Raw genomic sequence first — 26,042 nt, forward strand, 5'->3', positions numbered from 1 at the left:
GTCTGTAGCCGCGGCGAGGCGGGAGCTGCGGGCGCCGCCATGATCGCGGCGGTGGCGACCGGCCTCTATCCGGACATGACGGCCTGCGCGGATGTGTGGGTGCGGCCATATCTTGCGACGCCGCAAACGCCGGACGCGGCATTGGCGTCGCATTATGGACGGCTGTTTCCGGCCTATCTGAATGCCAGGCTCGCGGCGCGGCCGGTTTGGAAGCAACTCGCGGCCGTGCGTGCGGGAGCCGGTCATGCCTAGCAAGATTGCCATCGTCGGGGATCGCTTCATGCTGCCGAAGGTCTTTGCCGAACGGATCACGGCAGCCTGTGGCAACGCCATCGACATCCGCGTTCTGGAGCAGCCATGGCCGGACGAGCCGATGGAGCATGGCTATGCCGGCTCCAAGCTCGACGGACTGAAGGAGTTCATGGGCGATCCCGATGAAGTCGTGAACTTCATCGGCGACGCCGCATTGCTGGTGACGCATCTTGCGCCGGTCTCGCGATCGATGCTGCAGCGCCTGCCGGGCCTCAAATTCATCGCGGTCTCGCGCGGCGGCCCCGTCAATATCGACATGCAGGCCGCGCGCGACTACAGGGTGCTCGTGGTCAACACGCCCGGCCGCAACGCCAGCGCCGTGGCCGAGTTCACCATCGGCGCGATTCTCGCTGAAACGCGCCTGATCCGCAGCGGGCATGAATCCCTGCGCGGCGGCGAATGGCGCGGCGACCTCTATCGCGCCGATCGCACCGGGCGCGAGCTCGGCGAGATGACCGTCGGCATCGTCGGCTATGGCGCGATCGGCACCCGCGTCGTAAAGCTGCTCAAGGCGTTCGGCTGCAAGATCCTGGTGACGGACCCCTACGTCCAGCTCAGCGCTCAGGATCGTAATGACGGCGTCGAGCATGTCGGCCTCGGCGAGCTCCTGGCGCGCGCCGACGTGATCAGCCTGCATGCGCGCGTGACCGCCGAGACCACCGGCTTCATCGATCGCGCGGCGCTGGCGCAGGTCAAGCCCGGCGCCATCTTCATCAATACGGCGCGTGGCCCCCTGGTCGACTACCAGGCGCTGTTCGAGGCGCTGTCTGTCGGACGGCTCGGCGGGGCCATGCTCGACACCTTTGCCGTGGAGCCGGTGCCGGCCGACTGGCCGCTGCTGCAATTGCCCAACGTCACGCTGACGCCCCATATTGCGGGAGCCTCGTTGCGCACCGTCACCATTGCCGCCGATCAGGCGGCGGAAGAGGTTCGCCGCTATCTTGCCGGCGAGCCGCCGCTCAATCCGTGTTGAAGACGAAAGGTATCTTGCCATGACCCGCGAGGAGCGACAGTTGCGCGAGGCGATCATCGCCAAATGTCGGTGGATGAACGCATCGGGCCTCAATCAGGGCACGTCGGGCAACATCTCCGCCCGTTACAAGGACCGGATGCTGATCACGCCGTCCGCGACGCCCTATGACGCGATGAAGCCGGAGATGATCGCCGCGATGCCGCTCGATCGCGACGACGGCTCCTGGGACGGGCCATTAAAGCCGTCGACCGAATGGCGCTTTCATCTCGACATCATGCGCGGCCGTCCCGATGTCGGCGCCGTCGTCCACACCCATTCGACCTATGCGACCGTGCTCGCGATCGCGCGCAAGCCGATCCCGGCCTGCCACTACATGATGGCCGCGTTCGGCGGCAATGACATCCGTTGCGCCGGCTATGCGCGGTACGGCACGGCGGAATTGTCCGAGCTGGCGCTCGTCGCGCTCGAAGGCCGTAACGGCTGCCTGCTGGCCAATCACGGCATGATCGCGGTCGGCGCCAACCTCGACAAGGCGATGTGGCTGGCGGTCGAGCTCGAGACCATCGCGCGCCAATACTATCTCTCGCTTGCATTGGGATCGCCGCACATTCTCAGCGAAGCCGAGATCGCCGACACCGCGAAGGGCTTCTCGACTTACGGTCTCCAGCAGCCCGAAGGTTCCAAGTCCAAGGCTGCCAGGCCGAAGCCGGGCAGGGCGGGCGCATCGGCAAAGGCGGCAGCGCGGCAACGGGTCGAGAAGAAGCGCAGCAGGACGTGATGACCGGGGCTGCGCCGTACGCGGGCAGGGATCACGGTCTGGTCGACATCGCGATCATCGGCGGTGGCATCAACGGGGCCGGCATCGCGCGCGATGCGGCGGGCCGCGGCCTGAAGGTTCTGCTGTGCGAGAAGGGCGATCTTGCCGAGGGCACCTCGTCGCGCTCGGGAAAGCTCGTTCACGGCGGGCTGCGCTACCTCGAATATTACGAGTTTCGCCTGGTGCGCGAAGCCTTGATCGAGCGCGAGGTTCTGCTCGCCTCCGCGCCGCACATCATCTGGCCGATGCGTTTCGTGCTGCCGCACTCACCGGAGCAGCGCCCGGCCTGGCTCATTCGAGCCGGGCTGTTTCTCTACGACCATCTCGGCGGCCGCAAGCATCTGCCGGCGAGCCATGGTCTCGATCTCACGCACGCACCGGCGGGCGCGGCGCTGCGCCCCGAATTTCACCGCGGCTTTGAATATTCGGATTGCTGGGTCGACGACTCCCGGCTCGTGATCCTCAATCTGGTCGATGCCGCGCGCAACGGCGCCGTCGTCCTGCCCCGCACCCGCGCGGTCAGTGCGCGCCGGGAAGGGGACGCATGGCAACTGGAGATGCAGGCGGACGACGGCGGGGTGCGGATCGTCCGGGCGCGCGCGCTGGTCAATGCGGCCGGGCCGTGGGTCCAGGACGTCGTCCAGGACGTCATCGGGCTGAGCGCCTCGCACAATGTGCGCATGGTCAAGGGCAGTCATATCGTGGTGCCGAAATTCTGGAGCGGGCCGCAAGCCTATCTGCTCCAGAACGAGGACCAGCGCGTCATCTTCGTCAACCCTTACGAGAAGGATCTGGCGCTGATCGGCACGACGGACATCCCTTATGACGGCCGTGCGGAGGACGTCGCGATCGACGACGGCGAGGTCGCCTACCTCCTGGGCGTGTTGCGCCGCTATTTTCGAGTCCCGCCGGAGCAGCGCCAGATCGTCCATGCCTTTTCCGGCGTCCGGCCGCTTTACGATGACAATGCCGCCAATCCGTCGGCGGTGACGCGCGATTATGTTTTCGAGGTTCATGGCGCGCCAGGCGTGCCGCCGCTGCTTTCGATCTTCGGCGGCAAGATCACCACCTACCGCCGGCTCGCAGAGCAGGCGTTGCAGCGTCTCACGCCGTGGTTCCCGACCATGGCGCAGGCCTGGACGGCGGGACGGCCGCTGCCGGGTGGCGACTTCGGCCGTGACTTCGATGCCTTCATCGTCCAGCTAGCGCGCGAATATCCCGATCTGCCGCGCAAGCTGGTCCACCACTATGCCCGCCTGTACGGCACGCGGGCGCGCGAGCTGCTGGGTCCCGCCCGCGTGTCGGCCGATCTCGGCCGGCATTTCGGCGGAGACTTCTACGAACGCGAGGCCATGTTTCTTCGCGAGACCGAATGGGCCAAAGGGCCCAGCGATTTCCTGGATCGGCGCACCAAGCACGGCTTGCGCCTGACGGCGGCGCAACGGAACGCATTTGCGAGCTTTATCTAACCGTCGGCGCCATGCCCCTCAACCGTACCGGTGCTGTAGGCGATCTGTGCATGAAAGGCCAATGGAAGTCTTCGCTAGCTCGAGATCGGAAGCTATCCGTCAGGCTGGAGCTGCTTAGATGTCGGAGTAGCTCAATTGGAGTGACTGCCCGCCTTCTCGCGCGTAAAGCTGATCACCATTGACCAGCCTCGATCTTTTTGGCTGAAGCTGGCTCAAATTGGCCCATGATGGCTGGAGCGAGAGTCTAAGTCTTTCAATAGGTTAGAAGGCGGCGTGTGCACGACGTGTGCACTGGGACATCAAGAAAAAGCCTGTCAGAGCCAGCGTGAGCGGACCATTTGAGATGGGGGGGACCATCTCAAATCAGTCGAAAGCATTCCGCAGAATCAGCGGCAGCAGCCCACCAACCTGAAGAATCTCGCACTCCAGATTCGTCTCGATCGCAGCCGTTGCGACGAAGCAGTCCCGCGCGACACCGTCCGTCACAATCCTCACACTCACCGGAGCTCGCGGGGCGATTGTGCCAGGGTCGGCGTCGATCTCCAGATCGTCGCCGGGCCTCAGTCCGAGATCTTGCGGCCGACGATCCCTTGGCAGGCGCAGCGGCAGGATACCCATTCCGATCAGGTTCGAGCGGTGGATCCGCTCGAAGCTCAGCGCGAGAATGGCGCGAATATCGAGCAACGCCACCCCCTTGGCGGCCCAGTCGCGCGAAGAGCCCATGCCGTAGCGCTCACCGGCCACGATGACGAGAGACCGTCCCTCGGCCGCATAACGCTCGGCAGCAAGCCGGAGCGACATGCGTGCGCCGGAATCCGCATGGATGGTCGTGCCGGGCGCTAGATCGCTCGCCAGCAGGTTGCGCACGCTCTTGTTGGTGAAGAGGCCGCGTAGCATCACCTCCCAATTGCCCCGTCGCGAGGCGAAGACGTTGAGATCTTGCGGCGTCTCGCCACGCGCGACGAGGTATTCGCCCGCATCGCTGCTTGCTGGAATGGCCCCCGCCGGCGAGATGTGATCAGTCGTGATATCGTCACCGAGCACAAGCAACGGCGTCGCGGCATAGCGGCCGAGGCGCGTGCCCTTGCCGATGCCAGCAAACGGCGGCCGGCGGATATAGGTCGAGGCTTGGTCCCAAGGGAACAGGGGGGCCTCGGTGGGCGCATCGAGTGCGGCCCACGCGGCGCTGGCTTCTGCGGCATCGTAGGAGATTGCATAGTCGGTCACGTCGCGCGCTTGCGCCAGTGCTGCATCGATTTCGGCGCCGGACGGCCAGAGATCGGAAAGATGAATATCCCGGCCGTCCATGTCGCGCCCGATCGCATCATGCAGAATGTCACGCTCTGCGTCGCCCGCAAGCGCGAAGGCGACGACGAGCGGCGGCGAGGCAAGAAAGCCGTTCTCGACCTGCGTGTGGACGCGGCCAGGAAAATTGCGGTTGCCGGAGAGCACCGCGACCGGCGCGATTTTCCTCGAAGTCATGGCCTCGGCCATCACGGGCGCGAGCGCGCCGGAATTGCCGATGCAGGTGGTGCAACCATAGCCGACGATGCTGAAGCCGAGCGCCTCGAGATCGTCCAGCAGGCCAGCGCGACGCAAATAAGTGTCGGCGGTGGGCGAACCTGGCGCGAGTGACGTTTTCACCCAGGCCGGCGGCTTGAGGCCGAACTGCCGCGCTTTGCGCGCGACGAGGCCGGCCGCGATCAGCAGGCGCGGGTCGGACGTGTTGGTGCAACTCGTAATCGCGGCGATTGCGACCGAGCCATCGCTGGGGCCCTCAGTCGGAGATGCGGCAGCGGCTAGGCCAAGCGCTCCCGCAGTGCAGCTCGCTGCTATGCGATCCTGCGGGCGGCGCGGACCGGCGACGCTGACCTCGACTTCGTCGAGATCGATAGTCAAAGTGTCGGTGTAGCGGGGGACGGCCTGCGGATTGAACCAGAGCTGCTGCCGGCGGGCATAGGCCTCGACCAGCGCGATCTGCTCGACCGAGCGGCCTGTCTGCACGAGATACTCGATCGTCCTTTGGTCGATCGGGAAATAGCCGGAATTGGCGCCGAACTCCGGCGTCATGTTGGCAACCACGGCGCGGTCGCCCGCGGACAGAGTGGAGACGCCAGGGCCGTAGAATTCGACGAAGCGATCGGCCAGATCGATGCGGCGCAGGCGCTCGGTGACCGTGAGCGCAAGATCGGTGGCGAGGACGCCCTCGCGCAAGCAGCCGGTGAGGCGCACACCGATCACATCGGGCACCCGCAGCATCACAGGCATTCCGAACATCACGCTCTCAGCTTCCAGCCCGCCGACGCCCCAGGCAAGCACCCCGATGCCGTTGATCATCGGCGTATGGCTGTCGGTCCCGATCAGCGTGTCCGGCGCTGCCCACGGCGTGCCGTCACGATCGAATCTGGTGACGACGTTCGCCAGGCGTTCGAGATTCAGGGTGTGCATGATACCGGTGCCTGGTGGATGCACGCGGACGCGTGACAGCGCCGACGTCGCCCATTTCATGAAGCGGTAGCGCTCGGCGTTGCGCTTGAGCTCCTGCTGCATGTTCTGCTGGAGCGCGTTCTTGTGCGCGAACACGTCGACGCCGATCGAGTGATCGGTCGAGACATCGACCGGCAACACCGGATTGAGCCGGGCCGGGTCGCCGCCGGCTTCGGCCAGCGAGGCCCGAAGGCCCGCGATGTCGACCAGGGCGGGGCCGCAGGTGGTGTCGTGCATGAGGATGCGCGAGGGCTGGAAGGCGATCTCGCGCTCGCTCGTGCCATTTCGCAGCCAGTCACGTATCGCAGCGACGGCATCGTCGCGTTCCCGCCGGGCATTGCGCAATACGTTTTCGAGCAGGATACGCAGGATCACTGGCAGTCGCACGAGATCGTCGCCCGCGACGCCTGCAATATCGGCGATGCGATAGGTCTTGCCTGCGGCCGAAAGCGTGGTGACGTCGCCCATACCAAAGGTCCTCAAGCGTGCTGCTCGGCCGGCTTGGCGCGCCCGGCAGCAGTGTTTTCCATCCGGGCGAACCAAGTCATCAGGAAGGAGACGAACAGGAGACCGCTGAGGCACAACAAGCCGCCATAGGTGCTGCCGGTCCAGTCCTTGATCGCACCGATCGCATATGGCCCGGCAAAGCCGCCGAGATTGCCGATCGAATTGATCGCGGCGATCGAGACCGCCGCTGTGGAGCGGCTGAGGAACAGACCCGGCAGCGACCAGAACGGCGACTTGAAGGCGTAGATGCCGGCGAGCGCGAGCGAGATCAGCGCCATCGCAACGGCCGGCTGAACGAACAGGCCGGTGAGGGCGAGCGCGACGGCGCCGAGCAAAAGCGGCAGCGCCGAATGTTTCTGCCGCTCGCCCGTGCGGTCGGAATTGCGCGACCACAGCACCATCACAACCGTTGCAAACGCGTAGGGCAGCATGGCGACGAGGCCGATCTCGAAATTGGTCAGCGAGCCCGACATGCCCTTGATGATCTGCGGCATCCACATGCCGATGCCGAGATTGCCGACCTGGTAGACGAAATAGATCACCGAAAGGAATAGCACCTTCGGATTGGTGATCGCGGCGATCACGCCGAGATGCTCGACATTGGGGCGCGTGGCGTGGTCCTTGCGCAGTTCTCCGGTCAGCCAGTCGCGCTCTTCCACGGTCAGCCAGCGCGCCTGCTCCGGCCTGTCGGTCATGATGAAATAGTTGGCGATGCCGGCGATCACGGCGGGGCCGCCCTCGAGCAGCAGCATCCAGCGCCAGCCGCTGAGGCCGAACCCGGAGACGTGATCCATAATCCAGGTGCTGAGCGGCGCGCCCAGGAGATACGACACTGGGATCGCCGCGGTGAACAGCGCGACCGTGGTGGCCTGCTCCTTGGCGCGGAACCAGTAGGTCAGGTAGATGATGATGCCGGGGAAGAAGCCGGCCTCCGCGACGCCGAGCAGGAAGCGCAGCACGTAAAGCTGCGTCGCACTCTGCACGAAGGCGGTCGCGGTCGCGACGATGCCCCAGGTGATCAGGATTCGCGAAATCCAGATGCGCGCGCCGTATTTGTTGAGCGCGACGTTGCTCGGCACCTCGAACAGGAAATAGCCGATGAAGAAGATGCCGGCGGCGAAGCCGAAGGCCTCGCTGGTCAGCGCCAGCTCCTTGTTCATCTGGAGCGCCGCGTAGCCGATATTGGCGCGGTCGAGATAGGAGATCACGTAAAGGACGAAGCAGTAGGGCACGATGCGCCAGAACACCTTGCGCGTTGCGGACTGCTCGACTGATGTCGCGGACATGGCGGCGCTTCCCCGGGCTTGTGGATTTGGCGCGCTTGTCCGTCTCTCCGGCAGCCGCCTTCGGGAAGCGTTATTGCATTTTAAATTATAAAAGACAATAAGCCCAATGTTGCGCTACGCGCGGGGGATCTTGATCAGCCCCGCGCCGGAGATATGGACTCGAAGGAAGTCGGCGGCCTCCTGGCGGAGGCCTTTCTCCAGCAAATCCAGGATGTTGATGTGCTCGCGGCACTGCTGGGGCAGGCGGCTGCGGTCCACTGTGATGCGATATTCGACGAGGCGGCGCAGCCGGTTGACGCGTTTCACCGCGTCGAGGAAGAACGGATTGCCGCTGCACGTCATCAGCATTTCGTGGAAGTCGTTGTTGGCGGCGAAGATTTCCGCGCGGGAGGCACGCTTGTAGGCGCCGTCGAGCAGCCATTGCTGCTTCTCCCGCGCTGCGGCGAAGGCCGTGCGATCGACCTCGAAGCTCGGCAGGGTCAGTGCCTGCGGCTCCAGCGCGATGCGCAGCTGATAGCCTTGCTGGTAGCTCTCGCGCGAGGTCAGCAGCGGCCCAAACTCCCAGCCATTGCCGGGCAGACGCTCGATCCAGCCCTCATCGGAGATCTTCGTGAGAATCTTGAGCAGGCGCGTGCGCGACAAGCCGTAGCGCCGCATCAGCTCGCTTTCGCTGACACGCTCGGGGAGCTTGCCGGACAGCCGGTCTTCCGCGATCGCAAAGTACCATTCATCCTCTTGTTCCTCGGCGGTGTGCGGGATCTGCGGAAGCTCGCGCGCGCTCTTGACCAGGAAGAAGCCACGGTTTGGCTCAGACCGCACGACGTTCATGTCCTCCAATATCTGGAGGGCGGCGTTGATCGGCGCGCGCGAGACGCGGAGCGCATCTGCCAGCACTTGGCTCGGCAAATGATGATCAGCCTCGAGATCGTTGACGCGGATGTAGTCGAGGATCCGCGTGGTCATCTGGGTGGCAAGGTTGGGACGGGGCATGCAAACGACTCAAAGGGCGACTGGAGCATGGATCATTGGCCGACCCGCCCGGTCGGCACAAGCGTAAGGAAGACCGTTGTGCTCGTCACAGAATTGTGTTTTAAGCGATAAAAAGCAATATAGGGAGAGAGCAATGGCGCTTGGGAAACGGCCGCTCGAACTGTCCCGGCGCAGGCTGGCGCATCTTGCGATCGGCGGTGCGTTCGCGGCCGCTGCGCCGTCATTGCGCGCACAGGCGCGCCAAGTTTCATGGGAGCAGACCATGCCGGAAGGATCCACTTCGTACGTCTATGTCGGCGCGCGCACCACAAAGGAACGCAACGCCCGCGGCGACGGCCTGAATGTCTATCGCATGGACAATGCGAGCGGGGAGTGGACCCATCTTCAATTGCTCGGCGATCTCGTCAATCCCTCGTTCCTCGCTTTCGACCGCACCCGGCGTTTCCTCTACACCGTCCATGGCGATCTCAGCGACATCACCGCGATGGCAATTGATCCCGCAGATGGAAAGCTGCGGGTGATTAACCGCCAGAGCACAGAGGGCAAGAACCCCGTGCATCTCGCAATTGATCCGAGCAACCGCTTCGTCGTGGTCGCCAACCACATAACCTCGACATTGGCGCTGTTGCCGCGCAACGACGACGGCTCACTCGGTGCGGTGATCGACCTGGTCAAGCTGGAAGGCAAGATCGGCCCGCACCGCGTCGAGCAGCCGTTTGCGAAGCCGCATCAGGTGGAGTTTGATCCGTCCGGAAAATTCATTGTAGTGCCTGACAAAGGGCTCGACCTCGTCTTCACCTACCGGATCGATGCGGAGAAGAGCAAGCTGGTGCAGGCCGTTCCGCCGGTCCGTTCCCGTGAGGGGGCAGGGCCGCGGCATGTAGCGTTCCATCCCGCCGGTAAGCTGGCCTACGTCGTCAATGAGCTGGATTCCACGGTGACGGCGTATCGTTTCGACCCGGCCAATGGTGCGCTGACGCCGTTGCAGGTGGTCTCGGCCGTGCTGGATACCTACACCGGCGACAGCCGCGCCGCGGAGATCGCAGTCTCGGCCGATGGTCGCTACGTCTATGCGTCAAACCGAGGCAATGACAGCATCGGTATTTTTGCGATCGACGCTGCGAACGGACGGCTCTCGTCGGTGGGCTGGACGCTCAGCGGAGGCAAGACGCCGCGGTTTTTCGCGCTTGCTGTATCGGATAGATATCTGTTCGCGGCCAACGAGGATAGCGACACCGTTGCGATGTTCAATCGTACCGTGGATGGTCGTCTCGTAGCCACCGACAAGGTGGTCAAGGTCGGAAGCCCGGTTTGCATTCTCTTCAGACAGGCTTGAACCAGAGCTAGAACTTCTTCGATCACTGATGTGAGCCAGATGGTCAGAGGCGTCATCTGGACCGGCTCGAGGCTTCATCATCGTGAATGATCTCCCGGGCGCGTGTTCACGGCATAGGGTGCGATTCTTCACGAGGGGACGCTTGCACCCCAAGGCGCGTTCGACCTCGTCGAGCAAATTCGGGCGCTTATGCGGATACTAGACCGAGGCAGAGCAGCGTGCCCTGTGCGTTGATTGGGATCGATGGGCACGAAGACGGCTCCCAGCATCGCACCTGCCACCACGGCTTCGACGAATTCCGGATGGTTGGCCATCATCAGGGCGAAGGCGTCGCCCCGCCGAAGGCCAAGCGCGGCCAGTCGCTTGGCGAGCGCCGCGCCGTTTCTTTCCAACTGCGCGTACGAGCGCTCCTCTGTCCGATACCCACCGTCAGCCGTCACGTCCACGAATGTCAGGGCGGTCTTGGCCGGAGTTTTCTCCGCATGAGCGGCCACGAGGTCGGCAATGGTCTCGAGCGGAGCCGGGATGTTCAAGGGTCTATCCCCCGAAGCCATAATAGTCACGCACCACCGGCTCGCGGAGCTTGCCCGGCTCGAACACCTCGATGACGACGCCGTCCGGCGCGCCGAGCATGAAATAGCCGCCGCCGCCGAGACGGCGAATGGGATTGGGAATATGAAGGTCCGCTGCCTTCATGCGGTCGTAGAGCTCGTCGATGCCGACGACCTGCATGCCCAGGTGGTGGACGGCGTTCTTGCCTTCTCCGCGCGGAAGCTGGTCGTAAAGATGCAGCGCGCCGATACCGACCTTGATGAAGACGTTGCGCGCACCGGCGACATCCCCGTCCCACATCACCTCGGCGTCGAACCACTTCTTGTAAAAATCGATGGTCGCATCGACGTCGGAGGCAAAGAGATGCACGTGCTGGAGGTGGTAGCGCTGCTTGGTGCCGTAGGGATATTGCCACTCGCTCTCGGGTGTCGTCATGGTCGTCCTCGGGTGTTGGAGTCAGGGTCTGATGTCGTGTCAGCGCTTCACGAGCGGGCAGGTGCTCTCGGCCAGCGGAATGGTCACGTCTTGAGCCGGGATTGTCCGGAGAATCTTGTAGAGGTCCCACTCTCCCTTGGACTCCTTCGGGGTTTTGACCTCTGCCAGGTACATGTCGCGAATGACGCGACCGTCCTCGCGGATCGTGGCGCCATGGGTGAAGGCGCTTTCGATCGGCGTTGCGCGCATCTTCGCGATCACCTTGTCCGCGTCGTCCGAACCGGTTGCCTCGATGGCCTGCAAATAGTGACGAACAGCCTCATAGACGCCGATCTGCATGAACGTTGGCCGCTGCCCTTTGCGCCGGGCCGCGAACTTGTCCGACCAGGCGCGGGTCTGTTCATTGAGATCCCAATAGAAGGGGGTCGTGAGGAGCGTGCCCTGTGTCGCCTGCAGGCCGAGCGAGTGGACGTCGGTGAGCAGCAGGAGCATGGCCGCCATTTTCTGCCCGCCCGCCGTCAGGCCGAACTCTTCAGCCTGCTTGATCGTTGCGACGGTATCTCCGGCGGCATTCGCGAGCCCGACGATGCTGGCTTTCGAAGCTTGCGCCTGGAGGAGGAAGGAGGCGAAATCAGTGGTCCCTTGTGGGTGCGCCGAGGCTCCCAGCACCTTGCCTCCGTTGGCTTGAACGACGGTGCTGGCATCCTTCTGAAGCTGATGACCGAAAGCGTAGTCCGCGGTCACGAAGTACCAGGTCTTGCCGCCACCCTCGACCACGGTCTTGGCCGTTCCCCGGGCAAGGGCATAGGTGTCGAACGTCCAGGCGACGCTGGTCGGAGAGCAGAACTGGTTCGTAAGTGCGGTTGTTCCAGGCGAGGAGAACAGCATGACGCGCGACCGTGCCCGGGCGACCTCCTGAACCGCGAGGGCGACGGCCGAGTTCGGAACATCGGCGATGGCGTCAACGCCCTCCTGCTCGAACCATTTGCGGGCGATGCTGGCGCCGACGTCGGGCTTGAGCTGATGGTCCGCGAAGACGATCTGCACGGCCTTGCCGGCGACGCGGTTGCCGAATTCCTCTGCGGCCAGTTGAGCGGCGACGACCGAGCCTTCGCCCGTGGCATCGGAAACGATGCCCGACATGTCGGTCAGCACGCCGATCTTGACAACGTCGCCGGAGATCTGCGCGCCGGCCGGTGCGCTTGCCCCGATTGCCAGTCCAGCAACGAGCATTCCGAGTACCAGCTTCATCGAGCGTTTCCCCGTCATGATTTGATGGCAGGGTCTGTGTCAGAGCCGGTTCAGGCTGGCAAACGAGGTTTTCTCGGTGTGGCTTGAGCGAAACTCAACTCTCAATCGGGAGAACGCTTTCGCGTGGGTGTCTTGGCTGCTGTCTTGCTCGTGCTCTGCTGTTTGCAGATGCCGGACAGCCAATTAGCAAACGCTGCGACCGCAGTGTCGTCCGCCATGCGTTGCTCGTATTCGAGCACGAAGTGACGCCGCGTCGGCCGGACGATGGGATGTGCTCTCACGAGATTGAGGTGGGCAAGATCCGGAGCCAGCAGGCTCTCGATGGCGATGGCGGCGCCTAGCCCGGCCGCCGCGGCTTCGATGGCGAGGCCGAGATTCTCAAAACTGCTTCCGCCGCGGACAGGCACCTTGGTGAGCTGCGCATGGTCGAGCCAGCGACGCCAGTCGTCCGGTCTTGGCCTGTTGTGCAGCAGTGGAACGGTCGTGAAGTCCAGTACGCCGCCCTTTAGCAAGGCAGGCGAGCAGACCGGCACGGTGGCGATCGGTAGCAGAGGCCGCGTGACCAGGCCCGCTCTGGGTTGCCCGTCCGAAACCGCTATGACCGCGTCGTAGCGGCTCGCAAGAAGGTCGACGGGGTTCGCGCTGGTGTGCAGATCGATCTCCAACTCGGGATGCGCGGCCGTGAGGCCGGGCCACATCGGCAGGAGGAAGCGCGATAGGAAGAACCCGTACACGCCGACGGAGAGCCGTCTGAACTGCCGGAGGTGCAGGCCTTCGGCCGCGTCCGCAATGCGGTCCAGCGCTTCGCGCGTGGAATCGGCGAAGGCTTTGCCGGCGGAGGTCAGGACCAGGCCCCGCGATCCCCGCAGGAACAGCGCCGTGCCCATGCGTACCTCGAGTGCGCGGACGTGCCTGCTGACAGCTCCAACCGTGACGTTCAGCTCGTCGGCGGCGCGCGTGATCGACAAATGTCGCGCGGCCGCTTCGAACGCGCGTACGGCATGCAGCGGAGGAAGTCGTCGTGAAGCCATGATCGTGCGCCCCGCGGGATGACCGAGCCTTGACTCTCGCTCAAGGCCCCAGCCCAAGAAGTCGTTTGCGCGAAGCGCTGTCAAGTCATACCCGGAGCCTGGCCGGGTCCGTCCCGGCCCAAGAGCGACAATCTGGAGGGAAGCTCATGACCGCTCATGCCGGTTTGGCTCGTCGCGAAGCGTCGTCTCGACGCTCCGAGGCTTTGGCGCCCACCTGTCGTGGGTTAAATTACTATGCCATCGACCAGAGCGTACGGGACTTGCTTCCCCTGTACTTGGAAGCGCCGCTGCTGGCGCATCTCGAGCCGCATCTTGCTGAGCTCGGCGCGCTCGCTGGAAGCAAGCTTTATGATCTGTCCGATCAGGCCGAGCGCCACCAGCCGGTGTTGCATCCCCGCGACGGCTATGGCCGCGACGAGGAATGGGTCGAATACCACCCGGCTTACCGGGAGCTGGAGCGGATCGCATTTGGCCAATTCGGCATGCACGCGATGTGCAACCGTAGTGGCGTGCTGGGCTGGCCCTCGGCGATGCCGCCGATCGTGAAATACGTGTTTCACTATCTGTTTTCGCAGGCCGAGTTTGGCCTGCTCTGTCCGGTGAACTTGACCGACAGCTCATCCGAGCTGGTTCGCCGCTTCGGCAGCCTCGAGCTTCATGAGCGCTATCTTTCGCGTATGTGGAGCCAGGACCCGGCCACGCTGCTCAAATGCGCGCAGTTCATGACCGAGAAGGCGGGTGGGTCCGATGTCGGTGCGGCCGAACTGACCGCCGTGCGCGATGGCGCGCACTGGAAGCTCTATGGCGAGAAATGGTTCTGCTCCAATGCAGATGCGGAACTAGCTGTCTTGCTTGCGCGACCGGAGGGAGCGCCCGCCGGGGGACGTGGCCTCGGCCTGTTCCTGATGCCGAAGACGCTGCCGGATGGCGGCCGTAATGCCTATCGGATCATGCGGCTCAAGGACAAGCTCGGCAGCCGCACCATGGCGAGCGGCGAGATCGTTTTCGATGGCGCGGTGGCCTACCAGCTCGGTGAGCTAGATCAGGGCCTGAAGCACATGCTGGTGATGGTGAATTCCAGCCGCGTCTCGCATCTGGCACGTGCCGCCGGTATGATGCGGCGCTGCCTCAATGAAGCGCTTCAGGCCTCCCGTCACCGCAACGCCTTCGCTCGCGCGGTGGTCGATCATCCCCTGATGCGCCGGCAACTCGCGAAGCTGATGGTGCCGACCGAGCAGGCGCTGTCCGCGCTGCTCTATTCGGCAACCGCGCCGGAGAAGGTGCTGCGGCTGCTGACGCCGATCGTCAAGTACCGGGCCTGCCGCGACAATGTCACGGTGGCGACCGGTGCGATGGAGGTGCGCGGCGGCAACGGCTACATCGAGGATTGGCCGAACGCGCGGCTGGTGCGCGATGCCCATCTCGGCCTGATCTGGGAGGGTACCAGCAACATCAACGCGCTCGATGCCGTTCAGCGCGCGGTGGGTAAGGTCGGCGCGCATGCCGCCTTGCGCGATGATCTCCTCAGCCGGCTCGGCGACACGCAAGGAGTTCCTGGTCAATTCCGTACCCGTCTCGAGAGTGCAATCAACGGCGCGCTGCGGTTTGCCGAAGAGGTCGCCTCACGCGAGGAGAACGAGCGATTCTGCCGGCTTGCGGCGGGCAAGCTCTATCACGCTGTCACCGCCGCGCTGTTCATCCAGGAGGGCCTGCGCCTGGGCACATCCGGCGGTGATGCCCGCCGCCTTCTGCTCGCCCGCTTTGTGCTGGAGCACCGCTTGCAAGAGCCGAACACGCTGAACCTGGAGAGCCAGCGCTGGGAGGACGAGGCCATCGACTTGCTGCTGGGTGAGGCGCCGGTGCCGCTGTCGCGCGCGGCCGCGCTCCTTGTGAGGTAATCACAATGGACCAGTCGACCCAACGCGAACTTGCCGGCCTCCTTGCCGGAAGGGCAGCGCTGCTATCGCGCTGGACCATCCGATCGTGCCGGTGACATGGCTCGCCAACGAACTCTCGCGGACCGGCATCGGCCTGAAGGCGGGGCAGATGATTAGCACCGGCACGGTGACGGGAATGTTGAGACCGAAAGCCGGCGAGACGTTCGTCGCTGATTTCGGGCGGACAGCTTCCTGGAACAATAAGTCGGACGTGCTGCACGACAGGATCGCCAGACTCAACCGGCGAGGAGTTGGAAAACGGCATGGCGTCAGCCTTGCGGGGAGGGGAGGAGCCTATGGAGTTCATCGGTCTTTGCCGCAAATTACTTCTTGCGTCGTCCATTGCGTTGTCCATGCCCGCGATAGCGTGGGCGGAATTTCCCGAGCGGTCGATCAAATTCATCGTACCATTTGCGGCCGGCGGACCGACGGACGCATTGGCGCGGTCTCTGGCCGAGGGCGTCAGAACCAAGCTTGGCCAACCCGTCATTGTCGAAAACCGTGCCGGTGCCGGCGCCAACGTCGGAGCAGACTTTGTCGCCAAGTCGCCGGCCGATGGATATACCCTCCTGTTCGGAACATCGGGCCCGCTCGCCATCAATGTGAGCCTGTACACGAAGCTCAGCTACGATCCGATCAAAAGCTTCGATCCGGTCATCATGATCGGAAAAATGCCAAACGTGCTCTCGGTACATCCCTCAGTACCGGCGCAGAATGTGCAGGAATTGATCGCGTATGCGAAAGCGAATGCGGGAAAGTTGAGCTTCTCCTCGTCCGGCAATGGCGCATCCACTCACCTCGCGGGTGTCATGTTCAACGCCATCGCCGGCACCGACATCCTGCATGTGCCCTATCGTGGCGGCGCGCCTGCGATCAACGATCTCATCGGCGGCCAGGTTCAGATGAGCTTCGCTGACATTTTCGTTTCCGCCCCTCACATCAAGGCGGGCGTACTTCGTGCGCTCGGCGTGACGACGATCGAGCGGACGCCGGTGCTGCCCGACGTGCCGACCTTCGATGAGCAGGGACTCAAGGGATTCGACGTCAGCGTCTTTTTCGGCGTCGTTGCACCGAAGGGCGTACCAGCGCCGATCGTTGAGAAGCTCAATGCGGCGTTCGTGGCCGCCATGAACGACAGTTCCATCAAGCCAATTCTCGATGCACAAGGGATTATTCCGGCGCCGTCGAATAGTCCCGCATATCTGGCGAACTTCATGGCACGGGAAATTCCCAAATGGCGAGACCTTATCAACTCGATCGGATTGCGAATTGAATGAGCCCAAGGCGTTAAACCAGCAACCCTGGCGCGACGATTAGGGCTTTTCGCGAGTTCAAGTTCGTGGCTGACTTGCTCCAAAGGCTCCGCGCTCCGCGCGGCCCACCGGCGCCGAGATAATGCGGGCAGAACTTCTTTCCCGACGCAGGATGTCGCGGGCGATGCTCGCGCAAGCCGACAGCCCGCCCCATTTGGCGATGTCGGGCTGGACGACATCGAGCACCGGCTCACGCAGCACCTCGGCAAAGCCGGCGTGGCTTGCGATGTTCTCGCCGGCTGCGAGCGGAAAGCGAATGGCCTCGCGCAGCTGCGTCCATTCCTGCCGCGGGCGATCCGCGCGGATCGGCTCCTCGAGCCAGGCGAGACCGAAGCGATCGAGCTGCGGTGCAAGTTCCAGCGCCTGCGCAATGGCTCCGCCGAGCAGCTTCCAGAGCGCAGTCCGGCGACGATGGCGACAAGCACAAGGCCGGTCTCGCGATTGCGCACGAAATTGCGCAGGAACAACGGCAGCGGGCGAATGCCAGGAGCCGTGGCCGGCTTCGCGGGATGGGATGCCTGCGCCATCCTATGCCGGATCCCGCAGCGGCTCGAAGCGTACGACCCGGAAACCAATATTGCTGGATGAGGAGTCGGGCGTGTTGGAGCTTCGCGCCGCGACGCGGTAGCGGTTACAGTAGGACTCGTGGCAGAGGAAGGATCCCCCGCGCATCGATCGGTTGGGCGCCGGCTCGCCGTTCAGAGGATCTTGCGATGGCGTGAGGCGGTGATAGCTCGGCGAGAAATAGTCCTCGCACCATTCCCAGACATTTCCGGCGGCATTGTGCAGGCCATATCCGTTGGGCGCAAAGCTGTGAACGGGCGCCGTACCGAAATAGCCGTCATCCATGGTGTTGCGGTCGGGAAAGTTGCCCTGCCAGATATTGCAGCGATGCTCGCCGCCGGGCTGCAGCTCGTTGCCCCAGGGGTAGGTGGCCTGGTCCAACCCGCCGCGCGCGGCCATCTCCCATTCCGCTTCGGTCGGAAGGCGCGTGCCGGACCATTGGCAGTAAGCTTGTGCGTCGTTCCAGGAGACGTGGACGACGGGATGATCGAGCCTGTCGAGAATGCTGCTCGACGGTCCTTCCGGCTGCGCCCAATAGGCGTGCAGCACGGGAATCCACCATGGTGTTTCCTGAGCACGGGTCGTGCGGGCGTTGCGCGTCGCTCCCGGCAACAGCCCGTCGAAGACAAAGCTCCAGCCGTAGCGTTCTGCGTCCGTCGTGTAGCCCGTGGCACGGACGAAGTCGCCGAATTGCAGATTGCTCACGGCGTGGCAGGCAATGGCAAACGGCGACAGCGTCACCAGCCTCACCGGGCCTTCGCCGTCTTCGACGAAGCCGATGTCGGCCGATCCCATGCGAAACGTTCCGCCGATCAGCGAGCTCCAGCGGCGCGGGATCGGGGTTGGACTGGGAAGAATCGCTGCTTGCGCATCCGCGCCCGTCGCCGGCCCGCCGTCGGCGGCGCGCTGGGTGCAACAGTGTGAGCGACCTTTCGTCATGTCCTATATCTGCTTCTCTTCCTCCCAGAAGGCCGTGCCGCCTTCCGACTTCATCAGCTCGAGAATCTTTTCGCGCGGGATCACGCCGCAGCGATTGGCCCATTGCTGATACTGCGCCGTCATCTCGCGGACGCGATCCGGATGCTGCGCGGCGAGATCGTTCATTTCGGTGCGATCGGTTTCCATGTCGTAGAGTTCCCAAGGCCCGGGATATTTGCGCACCAGCTTCCACTTGCCGGCGCGCACGGCCGCGTTGCCTTCGTGCTCCCAGAACAGCGGGCCGCGATTGCCATAGGCGGCCGCGAATGACGGCACGAGGCTCTCTCCCTCGCAGGGAAGGATGGCGTTGCCGTTGTACTCTTTTGGATAGGTGGCCCCGGTGACGTCGAGGATGGTCGCCATCACGTCGGTGAGCTGGCTCGGATTGTGCCGCAGGCCGCCTTTTTCGGAGATGCCGCGCGGCCAGTGCACGATGAACGGGGTCGCGATGCCGCCTTCGTGGATCCAGTGCTTGTAGAGCCGGAACGGGGTGTTGGAGAGGTTTGCCCAGGCGGTGCCGTAGCTCTGATAGGTGTCCTCGGCGCCAGGCATCAGGGTCGGATCATTGCCGAAGCGCACCGGCCTGCCGTCTCGTGTTGTGGCTTTGGCGATCATGAGCTGGTCGACCAGCTCCTTTGCCGTGACGCCTTCCGGAATGTCCTCGGCGCAGGCGCCGTTGTCGGAGAGGAAGATGATCAGCGTGTTGTCCATCTGGCCGGTCTCTTCCAGCGCCTTCAGGATCCGGCCGATGCCCTGGTCCATGCGGTCGATCTGGGCTGCGTAGACCTCCATACAGCGCAGCGTCCATTCGCGCTGCTCCGCGTCGGTCCACGGCGGCTGGGTCGGATCGCGATCGGTCAGGCGCCAGTTCGGATGGATGATGCCGTCGTCGACAAGCCGCTTGAGGCGCTCCTCGCGCAGCCTGTCCCACCCCGCATCGAAGCGGCCCTTGTACTTGGCGATATCCTCGTCATGGGCATGGAGCGGCCAGTGCGGCGCCGTATAGGCGACGTACTGGAAGAACGGCGCATCGGGCTTCTGCGCCTTGTGCTGGCGGATGAAGGCGGCGGCCTGATCGCTGATCGCGTCGGTGTAGAAGAACGAGGGATCCTTCTCCGCCTCGTGCTCGATATTGTCGTTGCCACGGGTGAGCGTGTTGGGATGGTAAAAGCTGCCGGCGCCGATGATGGTGCCATAGAAGTGGTCGAAGCCACGCTGCATCGGCCATGCGTCGGTCGGCTCCGTCAGGCTGCTGGCGATGTGCCACTTGCCGCTGAGGTAGGACGTGTAGTTCTTGCTCTTCAGAGCCTCGGCGATCGTCACGCAGCTCTTGTTCAGATTGCCGGCATAGCCCTCAGGGCCGTTGCTGTAGGTGAGAATGCCGATGCCGGTCTGGTGCGGATGCAGGCCGGTGAGCAGCGAGGCGCGCGAGGGGCTGCAGCGGGCGGTGTTGTAGAATTGCGAATAGCGCAAGCCATTGGCCGCAAGGCGATCGAGGTTCGGCGTCTGGATCTCGCCGCCGTAACAGCCAATGTCCGAAAAGCCCATGTCGTCGTTGAGGATGAGCAGGATGTTGGGGCTATCGGGGGTCTTTGCGCCATTCGGCATGTTTGTGTCCTCGTTCTTGACGTGTGGCGTTGCTAGTGGCGGCGCGTCAGGCTGATGCTGAGGCGGAAATATTTCGGCAGATAAACGGCGCGCAGCAGCTCAAGCGCCCGTCCGTCCTTGCCGAAGGTGACGCGCTCGATGGAGAGAAGGGGCGAGCCGACCTTCACTCCCAGCAGCTTGGCGCTCCCGGCATCGGCGAGGTCGGCGCTGATGGTCTGCTGGGCGTGCTTGATGGCGAGGCCAAGCTCGTCCTCGAAGACGCGGTACATGATGATCGAGACCAGATCGCGCTTCTCGAGCTCGAGACCGATATCCGGGGGATAGAAGGCGTGCTCGATGGCGATCGGCGTGTCGTCCGCGAGCCGCAAGCGGCGGAGCTGCCAGACGGCGCGCTCGCGCAGTTGCTCGCGAACGGCGGCGTCGTGCCGGTTGGTCATGCCCTGCTGCAGGATCGTGGCGCCGGCCTGGTAGCCTGCGTCGCGGATGGTTTCCGAGAAGCCCATGAGGTGGCCGACCCAGTTCTCGGGCTGGTTCGAGCGCAGGAAGGTGCCACGGCCGCGCGAGCGGTCGAACATGCCTTCGTTCACCAGGGGCGCGATGGCGTTGCGGATGGTGATGCGGCTGACGCCGAAATGACGGCCGAGCTCGGCCTCGGTCATCAGGCGGCCGGCCTCGTCGATCAGCTTGCCGTTGCGCACCTGGCTGCGAATCGATTCGCGGATCTGGATATGCAGGGGCGTGGAGCCCTCCGCGGTCACGTCGCTGCCGAGCGGCGCGGCTTTTTTCTTGCGTGTTTGAACAGCCATGGTGTCAGAACCGCATGCGTGTTGCTGGATCGAACAGGTGAATGTCTTGCGGCCGGGCTGTGATCGAGATCGTGTCGCCCTCGCCGGGAATGTTGCCGTCGGCGACGCGCATGCGGATCGTGGTGCCGGCACAGTCGAGATCGAGCACGGCGGTATCGCCGAGATCCTCGATCAGATCGACGCGCGCACCGAGCCCACCCTCCGTCATGCGCAGGGCGCCGGGCCGAAGCCCGACCACCACATCGCGCTCACCCGGGGTCGTGGCCGTCGTCTTGAGGCGATGGCCGGCGATGACGACGTCGCCATCCACGTAACGGGCGAGGACGAGGTTCATCGGGGGATTGCCGATGAAGCCGGCAATGTCGATCGAGTTCGGGCGGGCGAACACCTCCGCGGGCGTGCCGACCTGCTGGATCTCGCCCGCCATGAACACCGCCATGCGGTCCGCGAGCGTCATGGCCTCTTCCTGGTCGTGGGTGACGTAGACGGCGGTGACGCCGAGGGAGCGCTGCAGCTTCTTCAACTCTGCGCGGGTTTCCAGCCGCAGCTTTGCGTCGAGGTTGGAGAGCGGCTCGTCGAGCAGGAACAGGCGTGCCTTGCGCACGATGGCGCGAGCCAGCGCGCAGCGCTGCTGCTGGCCGCCCGAGAGCTGGCCCGGCTTGCGATCGAGCAGATGGTCGATCTTCACCTTGCGCGCCGCGTCCTTCACGGCGGGCGCGATCTCGGACTTCGGCAGCTTGGCCATTTCCAGCGGAAAAGCGATGTTCTCGGCCACCGTCATGTGTGGGTAGAGCGCGTAGCTCTGAAACACCATGGCGATGTCACGGTCACGCGCATCCGTCGAGGTGACGTCCTTCTCGTCGATCAGCACGCGGCCGGCGGTCGGCGCATCCAAGCCGGCGAGGATGCGCAGCGTCGTGCTCTTGCCCGAGCCGGACGGGCCGAGCAGGGCAAAGAACTCGCCCGGCTTGATGTCGAAATTCACGTTCTTCAGCGCGGCGAACTCGCCGTGCATCTTGACGATGTTGCGAAAACTGACCTGACCTTGGCCGCTCATCGGCGCCCTCCGCCCTTGACTGCACCGACCGTCAGGCCCTTCACGATATGCTTCTGCGCGACCACGCCGAGGACGACGACAGGCAGCATGGCGAGAACCGAGACCGCGGCGAGCTTGGCCCACAGTGTCTGCTCGACGGAGACGAAATTGAACATGGCAACCGTGACCGGACGCACCGTGTTGCCGCTGAGCACGACGGCGAACAGGAATTCGTTCCACGCATTGAGGAACACGAACACGATCGTCACGGCGATGCCGCCACGGACCTGCGGAATGATGATCCGCCACAATGTCTTCAATCGGCTGGCGCCGTCGAGATAGGCGGCTTCCTCCATCTCGAAAGGAATGTCCTCGAAATAGGAGACCAGCAGCCAGATCGCGAATGGCAGGGAGAACGACAGATAGATCAGTATGATGCCCTGATAAGTGTCGATCCAGCCGATGTTCCGCAGCACCAGGAAGTAGGGGATGATGATGCCGACCGGCGGCAGCATCTGCGTGGCCAGCACGTAGAAGCCCGCGAACTTCTTGCCGCGAAAGCGCAGGCGCGCCAGCGCGTAGGCCGCCGGCACCGCCATCAGCATGGTGACGATGGTGGTGCCGACCGAGATGACGACGCTGGAGAGCAGGTTCGGCAGGATCGATCCCGAGCCGAACAGCACGTCGCGATAGGCTTCCAGCGTCGGCGCGAACACTAGCTTGGGCGGATAGGCCAGTACGTCGGAATCGGTCTTGAGCGAGTTCAGCACGCTCCAGACGATCGGAAACGCCCAGGCCAGCAGAAAGACAATGGAGATCGCGAGCAGGGCGATGATGCGGAGGCGCTTGGCCGTCATTTCGCCCTCCGCATCGCAAACAGGATGCCGGAGATGATGATGGTCACGATCATCAGCGCGACTGCGAGCGCCGAGCCGTAGCCGATCGACAGTTCGGTGAAGGACTTGCGGTAGGCATAGAGATTGAGGATCTCGGTCGCCGTGCCGGGGCCGCCGGCGGTGACGGTGAAGATCGCCGCGAACGCGGTCAGCGCCACCATGGTCCGCATGATGATGACCATGACGATCGCGGGACGCAGCAAGGGCAGGGTGATGCGGCGAAAGCGTTGCCAGGCGGAAGCACGGTCGAGCCGCGCCGCCTCGTAGATGTCCTCGGGCAGCGAGGCGAGCGAGGCCAGCAGCACCATGAACGCAAAGGGCGTCCACTGCCAGGTATGGATCGCAATCACCGAAACCATCGCGAGCGTGGGATCGCCGAGCCAGTTCTTGCTGCCGAGGCCGGCGTTGATGGCGAGGAAGTCGACGATGCCGAACTCCGGCGCCAGCATGAAGGTGCGCCAGATCATGCCGACCACCGCCGGCGACAGCACCACGGGCAGGATGGCGATGACCCTGAACCAGCCCTGGCCACGCTTCATGTCCATGACCAGCAGGGCGAGCGCCAGGCCGATGATGACCTGCAGCGCGACGGTCGAGCCGGTATAGACGAGGCTCACCAGCAGCGAGGTCCAGAAGCGCTCGTCGGAGAGCAGCACCTGGTAGTTCTCGAATCCGACAAAGCCGTTGGTGAACGGCATCGCCAGATCCATCCGGAATGCGCTGGTGTAGACCAGGAAGAGCAGCGGAAACGTCGTCGTGGCGAGCAGCGCAAGAAAGGCCGGTGCAAGCAGGGCCGCCGCAAACCGGCGCTCGCGCTGCGCCAGGACGCGTCCGAAATCGCTGCGAGGCGCCTCGCTCGCGATCCCGGCCGATATCTCCGCTGTCGTCGCCATGACTCAGCCGCGCATCATCGGTTCGATGCGGCGCTGCGCGTCGTCCAGTGCAGCCTTGATCGTAGCCTGGCCGGACAGGGCCGACTGGATCGCGGTCGCCATGGTGTCGCCGATCGCCGGCCATTGCGGCACGCGCGGACGCCAGTCGACGTCCGTGTCCTCCTGCAGAGCGCCCATCGTGGCCTCGACGAAGTTCTCGCCAAAGCCGTTCATCAGCTTGATGTAATCCGGATCCTTCCACACCGAGGTGCGGTTGACGCCCGAGCGTTTGGTGGGACCGGTGAACTTGTGCGCGGTCCGCGCCTGGGTCTCGGCGCTGGCGGCCCATTGGATGAAAAGCCAGGTCGCCTTGCGCTTCTTCTCCGGTAGCGCGGAATTGATTGGGAAGCCCCAGTTCCAGATCGACGTGGTGCGCTTGCCCGAGGGGCCCTTCGGCCAGCGCGCGTAGGCGACCTTGCCAACCACCTTGGATTTTTCCGGGTTGTTGATGACCGAGGCCGACGAATGCGCGTCGATGTAGCTGGCGACGGTGCCTTGCGAGAAGGCGTCGGCGATATCGGGCCAGTTCCAGTTGGCCGCCGCTGTCGGCGCGTACTTCTTCATGATGTCGACGTACCAGGCGAGCGCCGCCTCAGCCTCGGGGCCGTTGACGGTGAGCTTGCCGCCCTTCATCCAGTCGCCGCCGAACTCGCGGAAGATCGACGGATAAATGTACATGTTCTGGCCGGCACCGGCGACGCCGCGCAGCGCTGCGCCCCAGACGCGATCGTTCGGCGTGTTCAACGCCGCGGCGTTGGACATGTAGGCCTCCAGCGTGTCGGCCGGCTTCAGGCCCTTCGCGTCATAGAGGTCCTTGCGATAGACCTGAATGGTGACTTCGCCGTCATAGGGCATGCCGTAGAGCTTGCCGTCGATGCCGTTGGCGCTGCGCCAGGCCGGAATGATGTCGTCGAGCTTGAACCAGGCCGGATCGGTCAGCGACTTGTCGGCGAGGTAAGTGTCGAGCGGCTCGACCCATTTGTTGGCGGCATAGAGCGCGTAATACATGGGATCGGCGGCGTGGGTCGCATAGGTGCCGGTCTTCGAGGTCAGATCGATGACGCACTTCTGCCGGATCTGCGCCGGCGGAATCTTCTCGAAGCGGACGTCGATGCCGGTGAGCGCCTTGAACTGCGGCGCGAGCGTGATGAGGTTTTCGAAATAGCTCGCCGGGATCACGGCGACCGTGATGGTCTCGCCGGAGACCTGCTGCCAGTCGATCTGAGCGGATTTGTAAGGCGCGAGGTCGGCGTCCTGCGCGGCAGCTTGCCGGAGAAAGGCCGGACCAAACGTCGCGAAAGCGGCGGCTGCAGTTCCGGTCTTGAGTAGCGTTCGTCGCGTCGGCGTGAATGACGGCATGCGATCCTCCCGAAAATCCGGATTTTTATTTCCGATTAGTTAGGACATTTGCCGAAATGTTATAACAGGTCAATCGTGACAGGTTGGATCGTCCCCCGGCCCTTCGGCGCGGAGGGTGAATAGATGTCGCACCTCGCCTCCGGGGAGGCGCGATCGGACCGAGCAGCGACGATGTGCAGGTACCGGCTAGGTATTGCCGAGGCGCTCGAAATCTGCGCGAGCGTCGCCGGCGGTATGGATCTGGCCGCTATATCTTTGCGCAATCAGTTCAAATGCTGCCGGCAATCGGTCGTCGATGACGAGATGGTGGCACTCGTCGAGGTGGCCGCCACGAACTGTCGCATTGCGCCCGAATTTGGTGATGTCGGCCACGAGCACGGACGTTCGTGAATTGGCGGCGATGGATTGGCGTGCCTTGACTTCCTCGACATGGAAGTCGAGCAACGTGCCGTCCGGATCGACGCCGCCGACGCCGAAGATCCCGAAGTCGGCGCGAAATCTCGAGAAGAAGCGCACGGCGGCCTCACCAATGATGTCACGGTCGAGCGGCCGCAGCGTGCCGCCGGCGATGGTGATCTCCACGTCCGGATTATGCGAGAAGGCTGCAGCCACGTTCAGGCTGTTGGTGATCACCCGCAGATCCCGTCGGCGGGAGAGTGCCTGCGCGACATATTCGGGCGTCGTGCCGAGCCCGATCATCAGCGACGTCCCGTCGGGAATGAGTTTGGCGGTCGCATGCGCGATGCGCCGCTTGGCTTCGGCGTTCAGCCTGTGTCTGCTGCTGTAGGCGAGGTTCTGATTCTGGACGGGGAGGCTGACCCCGCCATGCACGCGTCGAAGCAGTCCCTGGTCGCAGAGCGCATTCACAAGGCGGCGGACGGTCTGCTGGGTCACCTCGAAACGCACCGCAAGCTGCTCGATGGAAGCGAAGCTTTGCTCGCGCACGATCTCCAGTATGTGGACCTGACGTGTGATGGCGCTCCTGGGCATAAGCCCTCCGTTCCCGACAAAAGTATCATTTGAACGGCTGAGACGCAATTTTGTGTTTCATATGGTGTCACATTATGTTCATATGAACATAATAGTCGCTACGCCGATGAATGCGCGTGGCTCGAGGGAGGAGGCATGGACCGGTCTGGGCCGGCATTGCCGCTGCTCCGTTGGATC

At 63.9% G+C, this 26,042-nt stretch carries 22 protein-coding genes and 1 pseudogene; 7 read left to right on the top strand and 16 right to left on the bottom strand.

Annotation, left to right across the window (positions count from 1 at the left end; all coding sequences use genetic code 11):
* The 4 genes and pseudogenes from MOV74_RS04440 to MOV74_RS04455 all read left to right on the top strand — a co-directional run.
* Positions 1-252, top strand: a pseudogene (locus tag MOV74_RS04440) (carbohydrate kinase); the annotation flags it as partial.
* Complete coding sequence (locus MOV74_RS04445) at positions 245-1,285, top strand: 2-hydroxyacid dehydrogenase (RefSeq protein WP_246918285.1); 1,041 nt, start codon at positions 245-247, stop codon at positions 1,283-1,285. The pseudogene MOV74_RS04440 and the gene MOV74_RS04445, both read left to right, overlap by 8 nt.
* A 19-nt stretch (positions 1,286-1,304) precedes the next feature.
* Positions 1,305-2,063 carry a class II aldolase/adducin family protein gene (locus MOV74_RS04450; protein WP_246918289.1) on the top strand — a complete coding sequence of 253 codons (759 nt, stop codon included), beginning with the start codon at positions 1,305-1,307 and terminating at the stop codon, positions 2,061-2,063.
* A complete protein-coding gene (locus MOV74_RS04455) occupies positions 2,063-3,571 on the top strand; it encodes a glycerol-3-phosphate dehydrogenase (RefSeq protein ID WP_246918291.1) in 1,509 nt (502 codons plus the stop codon). Before MOV74_RS04450 ends, MOV74_RS04455 begins: the two co-directional genes overlap by 1 nt.
* Positions 3,572-3,934: 363 nt before the next feature.
* Here the strand turns inward: MOV74_RS04455 and acnA are convergent, their stop codons facing one another.
* The 3 genes from acnA to MOV74_RS04470 all read right to left on the bottom strand — a co-directional run bounded on the left by acnA (position 3,935) and on the right by MOV74_RS04470 (position 8,841).
* Positions 3,935-6,526, bottom strand: a complete 2,592-nt coding sequence (acnA, locus tag MOV74_RS04460) for an aconitate hydratase AcnA (protein ID WP_246918293.1) — start codon at positions 6,524-6,526, stop codon at positions 3,935-3,937.
* 11 nt (positions 6,527-6,537) lie between these two features.
* Entirely contained in the window at positions 6,538-7,851 is a 1,314-nt protein-coding gene (locus MOV74_RS04465; RefSeq protein ID WP_246918295.1) for an MFS transporter, read from the bottom strand.
* 114 nt (positions 7,852-7,965) lie between these two features.
* Entirely contained in the window at positions 7,966-8,841 is an 876-nt protein-coding gene (locus MOV74_RS04470; RefSeq protein WP_246918297.1) for a GntR family transcriptional regulator, read from the bottom strand.
* A gap of 76 nt (positions 8,842-8,917) precedes the next feature.
* Here MOV74_RS04470 and MOV74_RS04475 point away from each other — a divergent pair, with 76 nt between their 5' ends.
* Positions 8,918-10,177: a lactonase family protein gene (locus MOV74_RS04475; protein ID WP_246918300.1), complete on the top strand. Its 1,260-nt coding sequence runs from the start codon at positions 8,918-8,920 to the stop codon at positions 10,175-10,177.
* Positions 10,178-10,305: 128 nt separating this feature from the next.
* Here MOV74_RS04475 and MOV74_RS04480 read toward each other — a convergent pair whose 3' ends face one another.
* From MOV74_RS04480 to MOV74_RS04495, 4 genes are all read right to left on the bottom strand, one after another.
* Positions 10,306-10,710, bottom strand: a complete 405-nt coding sequence (locus MOV74_RS04480) for an AMP-binding protein (RefSeq protein ID WP_246918301.1) — start codon at positions 10,708-10,710, stop codon at positions 10,306-10,308.
* A gap of 4 nt (positions 10,711-10,714) precedes the next feature.
* Positions 10,715-11,164, bottom strand: coding sequence for a VOC family protein (locus tag MOV74_RS04485; protein ID WP_246918303.1), 450 nt, complete (start codon positions 11,162-11,164; stop codon positions 10,715-10,717).
* Between the two features lie 39 nt (positions 11,165-11,203).
* Positions 11,204-12,415, bottom strand: a complete 1,212-nt coding sequence (locus tag MOV74_RS04490; protein ID WP_246918304.1) for an ABC transporter substrate-binding protein — start codon at positions 12,413-12,415, stop codon at positions 11,204-11,206.
* 101 nt (positions 12,416-12,516) lie between these two features.
* The gene (locus MOV74_RS04495) at positions 12,517-13,446 is read right to left on the bottom strand and encodes a LysR substrate-binding domain-containing protein (protein ID WP_258719504.1); all 930 of its coding nucleotides are present in this window, start codon (positions 13,444-13,446) and stop codon (positions 12,517-12,519) included.
* Between the two features lie 146 nt (positions 13,447-13,592).
* On the opposite strand from MOV74_RS04495, the gene MOV74_RS04500 reads away from it, so the two are divergent.
* Together MOV74_RS04500 and MOV74_RS04505 are read left to right on the top strand one after the other, a co-directional pair.
* Complete coding sequence (locus tag MOV74_RS04500; RefSeq protein WP_258719505.1) at positions 13,593-15,344, top strand: acyl-CoA dehydrogenase family protein; 1,752 nt, start codon at positions 13,593-13,595, stop codon at positions 15,342-15,344.
* A 335-nt stretch (positions 15,345-15,679) separates the two neighbouring features.
* Positions 15,680-16,660, top strand: a complete 981-nt coding sequence (locus MOV74_RS04505; RefSeq protein ID WP_246918307.1) for a tripartite tricarboxylate transporter substrate binding protein — start codon at positions 15,680-15,682, stop codon at positions 16,658-16,660.
* Between the two features lie 54 nt (positions 16,661-16,714).
* On the opposite strand, the gene MOV74_RS41245 is transcribed toward MOV74_RS04505, so the two are convergent.
* The 9 genes from MOV74_RS41245 to MOV74_RS04550 form a co-directional block, all read right to left on the bottom strand.
* Positions 16,715-17,212, bottom strand: coding sequence for an enolase C-terminal domain-like protein (locus MOV74_RS41245; RefSeq protein ID WP_404979114.1), 498 nt, complete (start codon positions 17,210-17,212; stop codon positions 16,715-16,717).
* A 12-nt stretch (positions 17,213-17,224) separates the two neighbouring features.
* Positions 17,225-18,199 carry a formylglycine-generating enzyme family protein gene (locus tag MOV74_RS04515; protein ID WP_246918309.1) on the bottom strand — a complete coding sequence of 325 codons (975 nt, stop codon included), beginning with the start codon at positions 18,197-18,199 and terminating at the stop codon, positions 17,225-17,227.
* 3 nt (positions 18,200-18,202) lie between these two features.
* Complete coding sequence (locus tag MOV74_RS04520) at positions 18,203-19,846, bottom strand: arylsulfatase (RefSeq protein WP_246918311.1); 1,644 nt, start codon at positions 19,844-19,846, stop codon at positions 18,203-18,205.
* 32 nt (positions 19,847-19,878) lie between these two features.
* Entirely contained in the window at positions 19,879-20,652 is a 774-nt protein-coding gene (locus tag MOV74_RS04525) for a GntR family transcriptional regulator (RefSeq protein WP_246918313.1), read from the bottom strand.
* 4 nt (positions 20,653-20,656) lie between these two features.
* Positions 20,657-21,709, bottom strand: a complete 1,053-nt coding sequence (locus MOV74_RS04530; RefSeq protein ID WP_246918315.1) for an ABC transporter ATP-binding protein — start codon at positions 21,707-21,709, stop codon at positions 20,657-20,659.
* Positions 21,706-22,545, bottom strand: coding sequence for a carbohydrate ABC transporter permease (locus MOV74_RS04535; protein ID WP_246918316.1), 840 nt, complete (start codon positions 22,543-22,545; stop codon positions 21,706-21,708). Before MOV74_RS04535 ends, MOV74_RS04530 begins: the two co-directional genes overlap by 4 nt.
* Positions 22,542-23,477: a carbohydrate ABC transporter permease gene (locus MOV74_RS04540; RefSeq protein WP_246918319.1), complete on the bottom strand. Its 936-nt coding sequence runs from the start codon at positions 23,475-23,477 to the stop codon at positions 22,542-22,544. The genes MOV74_RS04535 and MOV74_RS04540 overlap by 4 nt, the downstream gene beginning before the upstream one ends.
* A gap of 3 nt (positions 23,478-23,480) precedes the next feature.
* Positions 23,481-24,875, bottom strand: a complete 1,395-nt coding sequence (locus tag MOV74_RS04545) for a sugar ABC transporter substrate-binding protein (protein ID WP_246918320.1) — start codon at positions 24,873-24,875, stop codon at positions 23,481-23,483.
* Positions 24,876-25,061: 186 nt separating this feature from the next.
* Positions 25,062-25,865 carry a DeoR/GlpR family DNA-binding transcription regulator gene (locus tag MOV74_RS04550; protein WP_246918321.1) on the bottom strand — a complete coding sequence of 268 codons (804 nt, stop codon included), beginning with the start codon at positions 25,863-25,865 and terminating at the stop codon, positions 25,062-25,064.
* Positions 25,866-26,042: the final 177 nt, after the last annotated feature.

The sequence above is a fragment of the Bradyrhizobium sp. SHOUNA76 genome, assembly GCF_023006445.1.
Lineage (GTDB): Bacteria > Pseudomonadota > Alphaproteobacteria > Rhizobiales > Xanthobacteraceae > Bradyrhizobium.

Bases quoted from the DNA above. Each gene is read 5' to 3' on its own strand.
- MOV74_RS04485 (WP_246918303.1), bottom strand. From the start codon at position 11,164: ATGACGACACCCGAGAGCGAGTGGCAATATCCCTACGGCACCAAGCAG.
- MOV74_RS04535 (WP_246918316.1), bottom strand. From the start codon at position 22,545: ATGACGGCCAAGCGCCTCCGCATCATCGCCCTGCTCGCGATCTCCATT.
- MOV74_RS04495 (WP_258719504.1), bottom strand. From the start codon at position 13,446: ATGGCTTCACGACGACTTCCTCCGCTGCATGCCGTACGCGCGTTCGAA.
- MOV74_RS04490 (WP_246918304.1), bottom strand. From the start codon at position 12,415: ATGAAGCTGGTACTCGGAATGCTCGTTGCTGGACTGGCAATCGGGGCA.
- MOV74_RS04455 (WP_246918291.1), top strand. From the start codon at position 2,063: ATGACCGGGGCTGCGCCGTACGCGGGCAGGGATCACGGTCTGGTCGAC.
- MOV74_RS04465 (WP_246918295.1), bottom strand. From the start codon at position 7,851: ATGTCCGCGACATCAGTCGAGCAGTCCGCAACGCGCAAGGTGTTCTGG.
- MOV74_RS04450 (WP_246918289.1), top strand. From the start codon at position 1,305: ATGACCCGCGAGGAGCGACAGTTGCGCGAGGCGATCATCGCCAAATGT.
- MOV74_RS04520 (WP_246918311.1), bottom strand. From the start codon at position 19,846: ATGCCGAATGGCGCAAAGACCCCCGATAGCCCCAACATCCTGCTCATC.
- MOV74_RS04540 (WP_246918319.1), bottom strand. From the start codon at position 23,477: ATGGCGACGACAGCGGAGATATCGGCCGGGATCGCGAGCGAGGCGCCT.
- MOV74_RS04515 (WP_246918309.1), bottom strand. From the start codon at position 18,199: ATGACGAAAGGTCGCTCACACTGTTGCACCCAGCGCGCCGCCGACGGC.
- acnA (WP_246918293.1), bottom strand. From the start codon at position 6,526: ATGGGCGACGTCACCACGCTTTCGGCCGCAGGCAAGACCTATCGCATC.
- MOV74_RS04530 (WP_246918315.1), bottom strand. From the start codon at position 21,709: ATGAGCGGCCAAGGTCAGGTCAGTTTTCGCAACATCGTCAAGATGCAC.
- MOV74_RS04550 (WP_246918321.1), bottom strand. From the start codon at position 25,865: ATGCCCAGGAGCGCCATCACACGTCAGGTCCACATACTGGAGATCGTG.
- MOV74_RS04545 (WP_246918320.1), bottom strand. From the start codon at position 24,875: ATGCCGTCATTCACGCCGACGCGACGAACGCTACTCAAGACCGGAACT.
- MOV74_RS04505 (WP_246918307.1), top strand. From the start codon at position 15,680: ATGGAGTTCATCGGTCTTTGCCGCAAATTACTTCTTGCGTCGTCCATT.
- MOV74_RS04500 (WP_258719505.1), top strand. From the start codon at position 13,593: ATGACCGCTCATGCCGGTTTGGCTCGTCGCGAAGCGTCGTCTCGACGC.
- MOV74_RS04445 (WP_246918285.1), top strand. From the start codon at position 245: ATGCCTAGCAAGATTGCCATCGTCGGGGATCGCTTCATGCTGCCGAAG.
- MOV74_RS04525 (WP_246918313.1), bottom strand. From the start codon at position 20,652: ATGGCTGTTCAAACACGCAAGAAAAAAGCCGCGCCGCTCGGCAGCGAC.
- MOV74_RS04470 (WP_246918297.1), bottom strand. From the start codon at position 8,841: ATGCCCCGTCCCAACCTTGCCACCCAGATGACCACGCGGATCCTCGAC.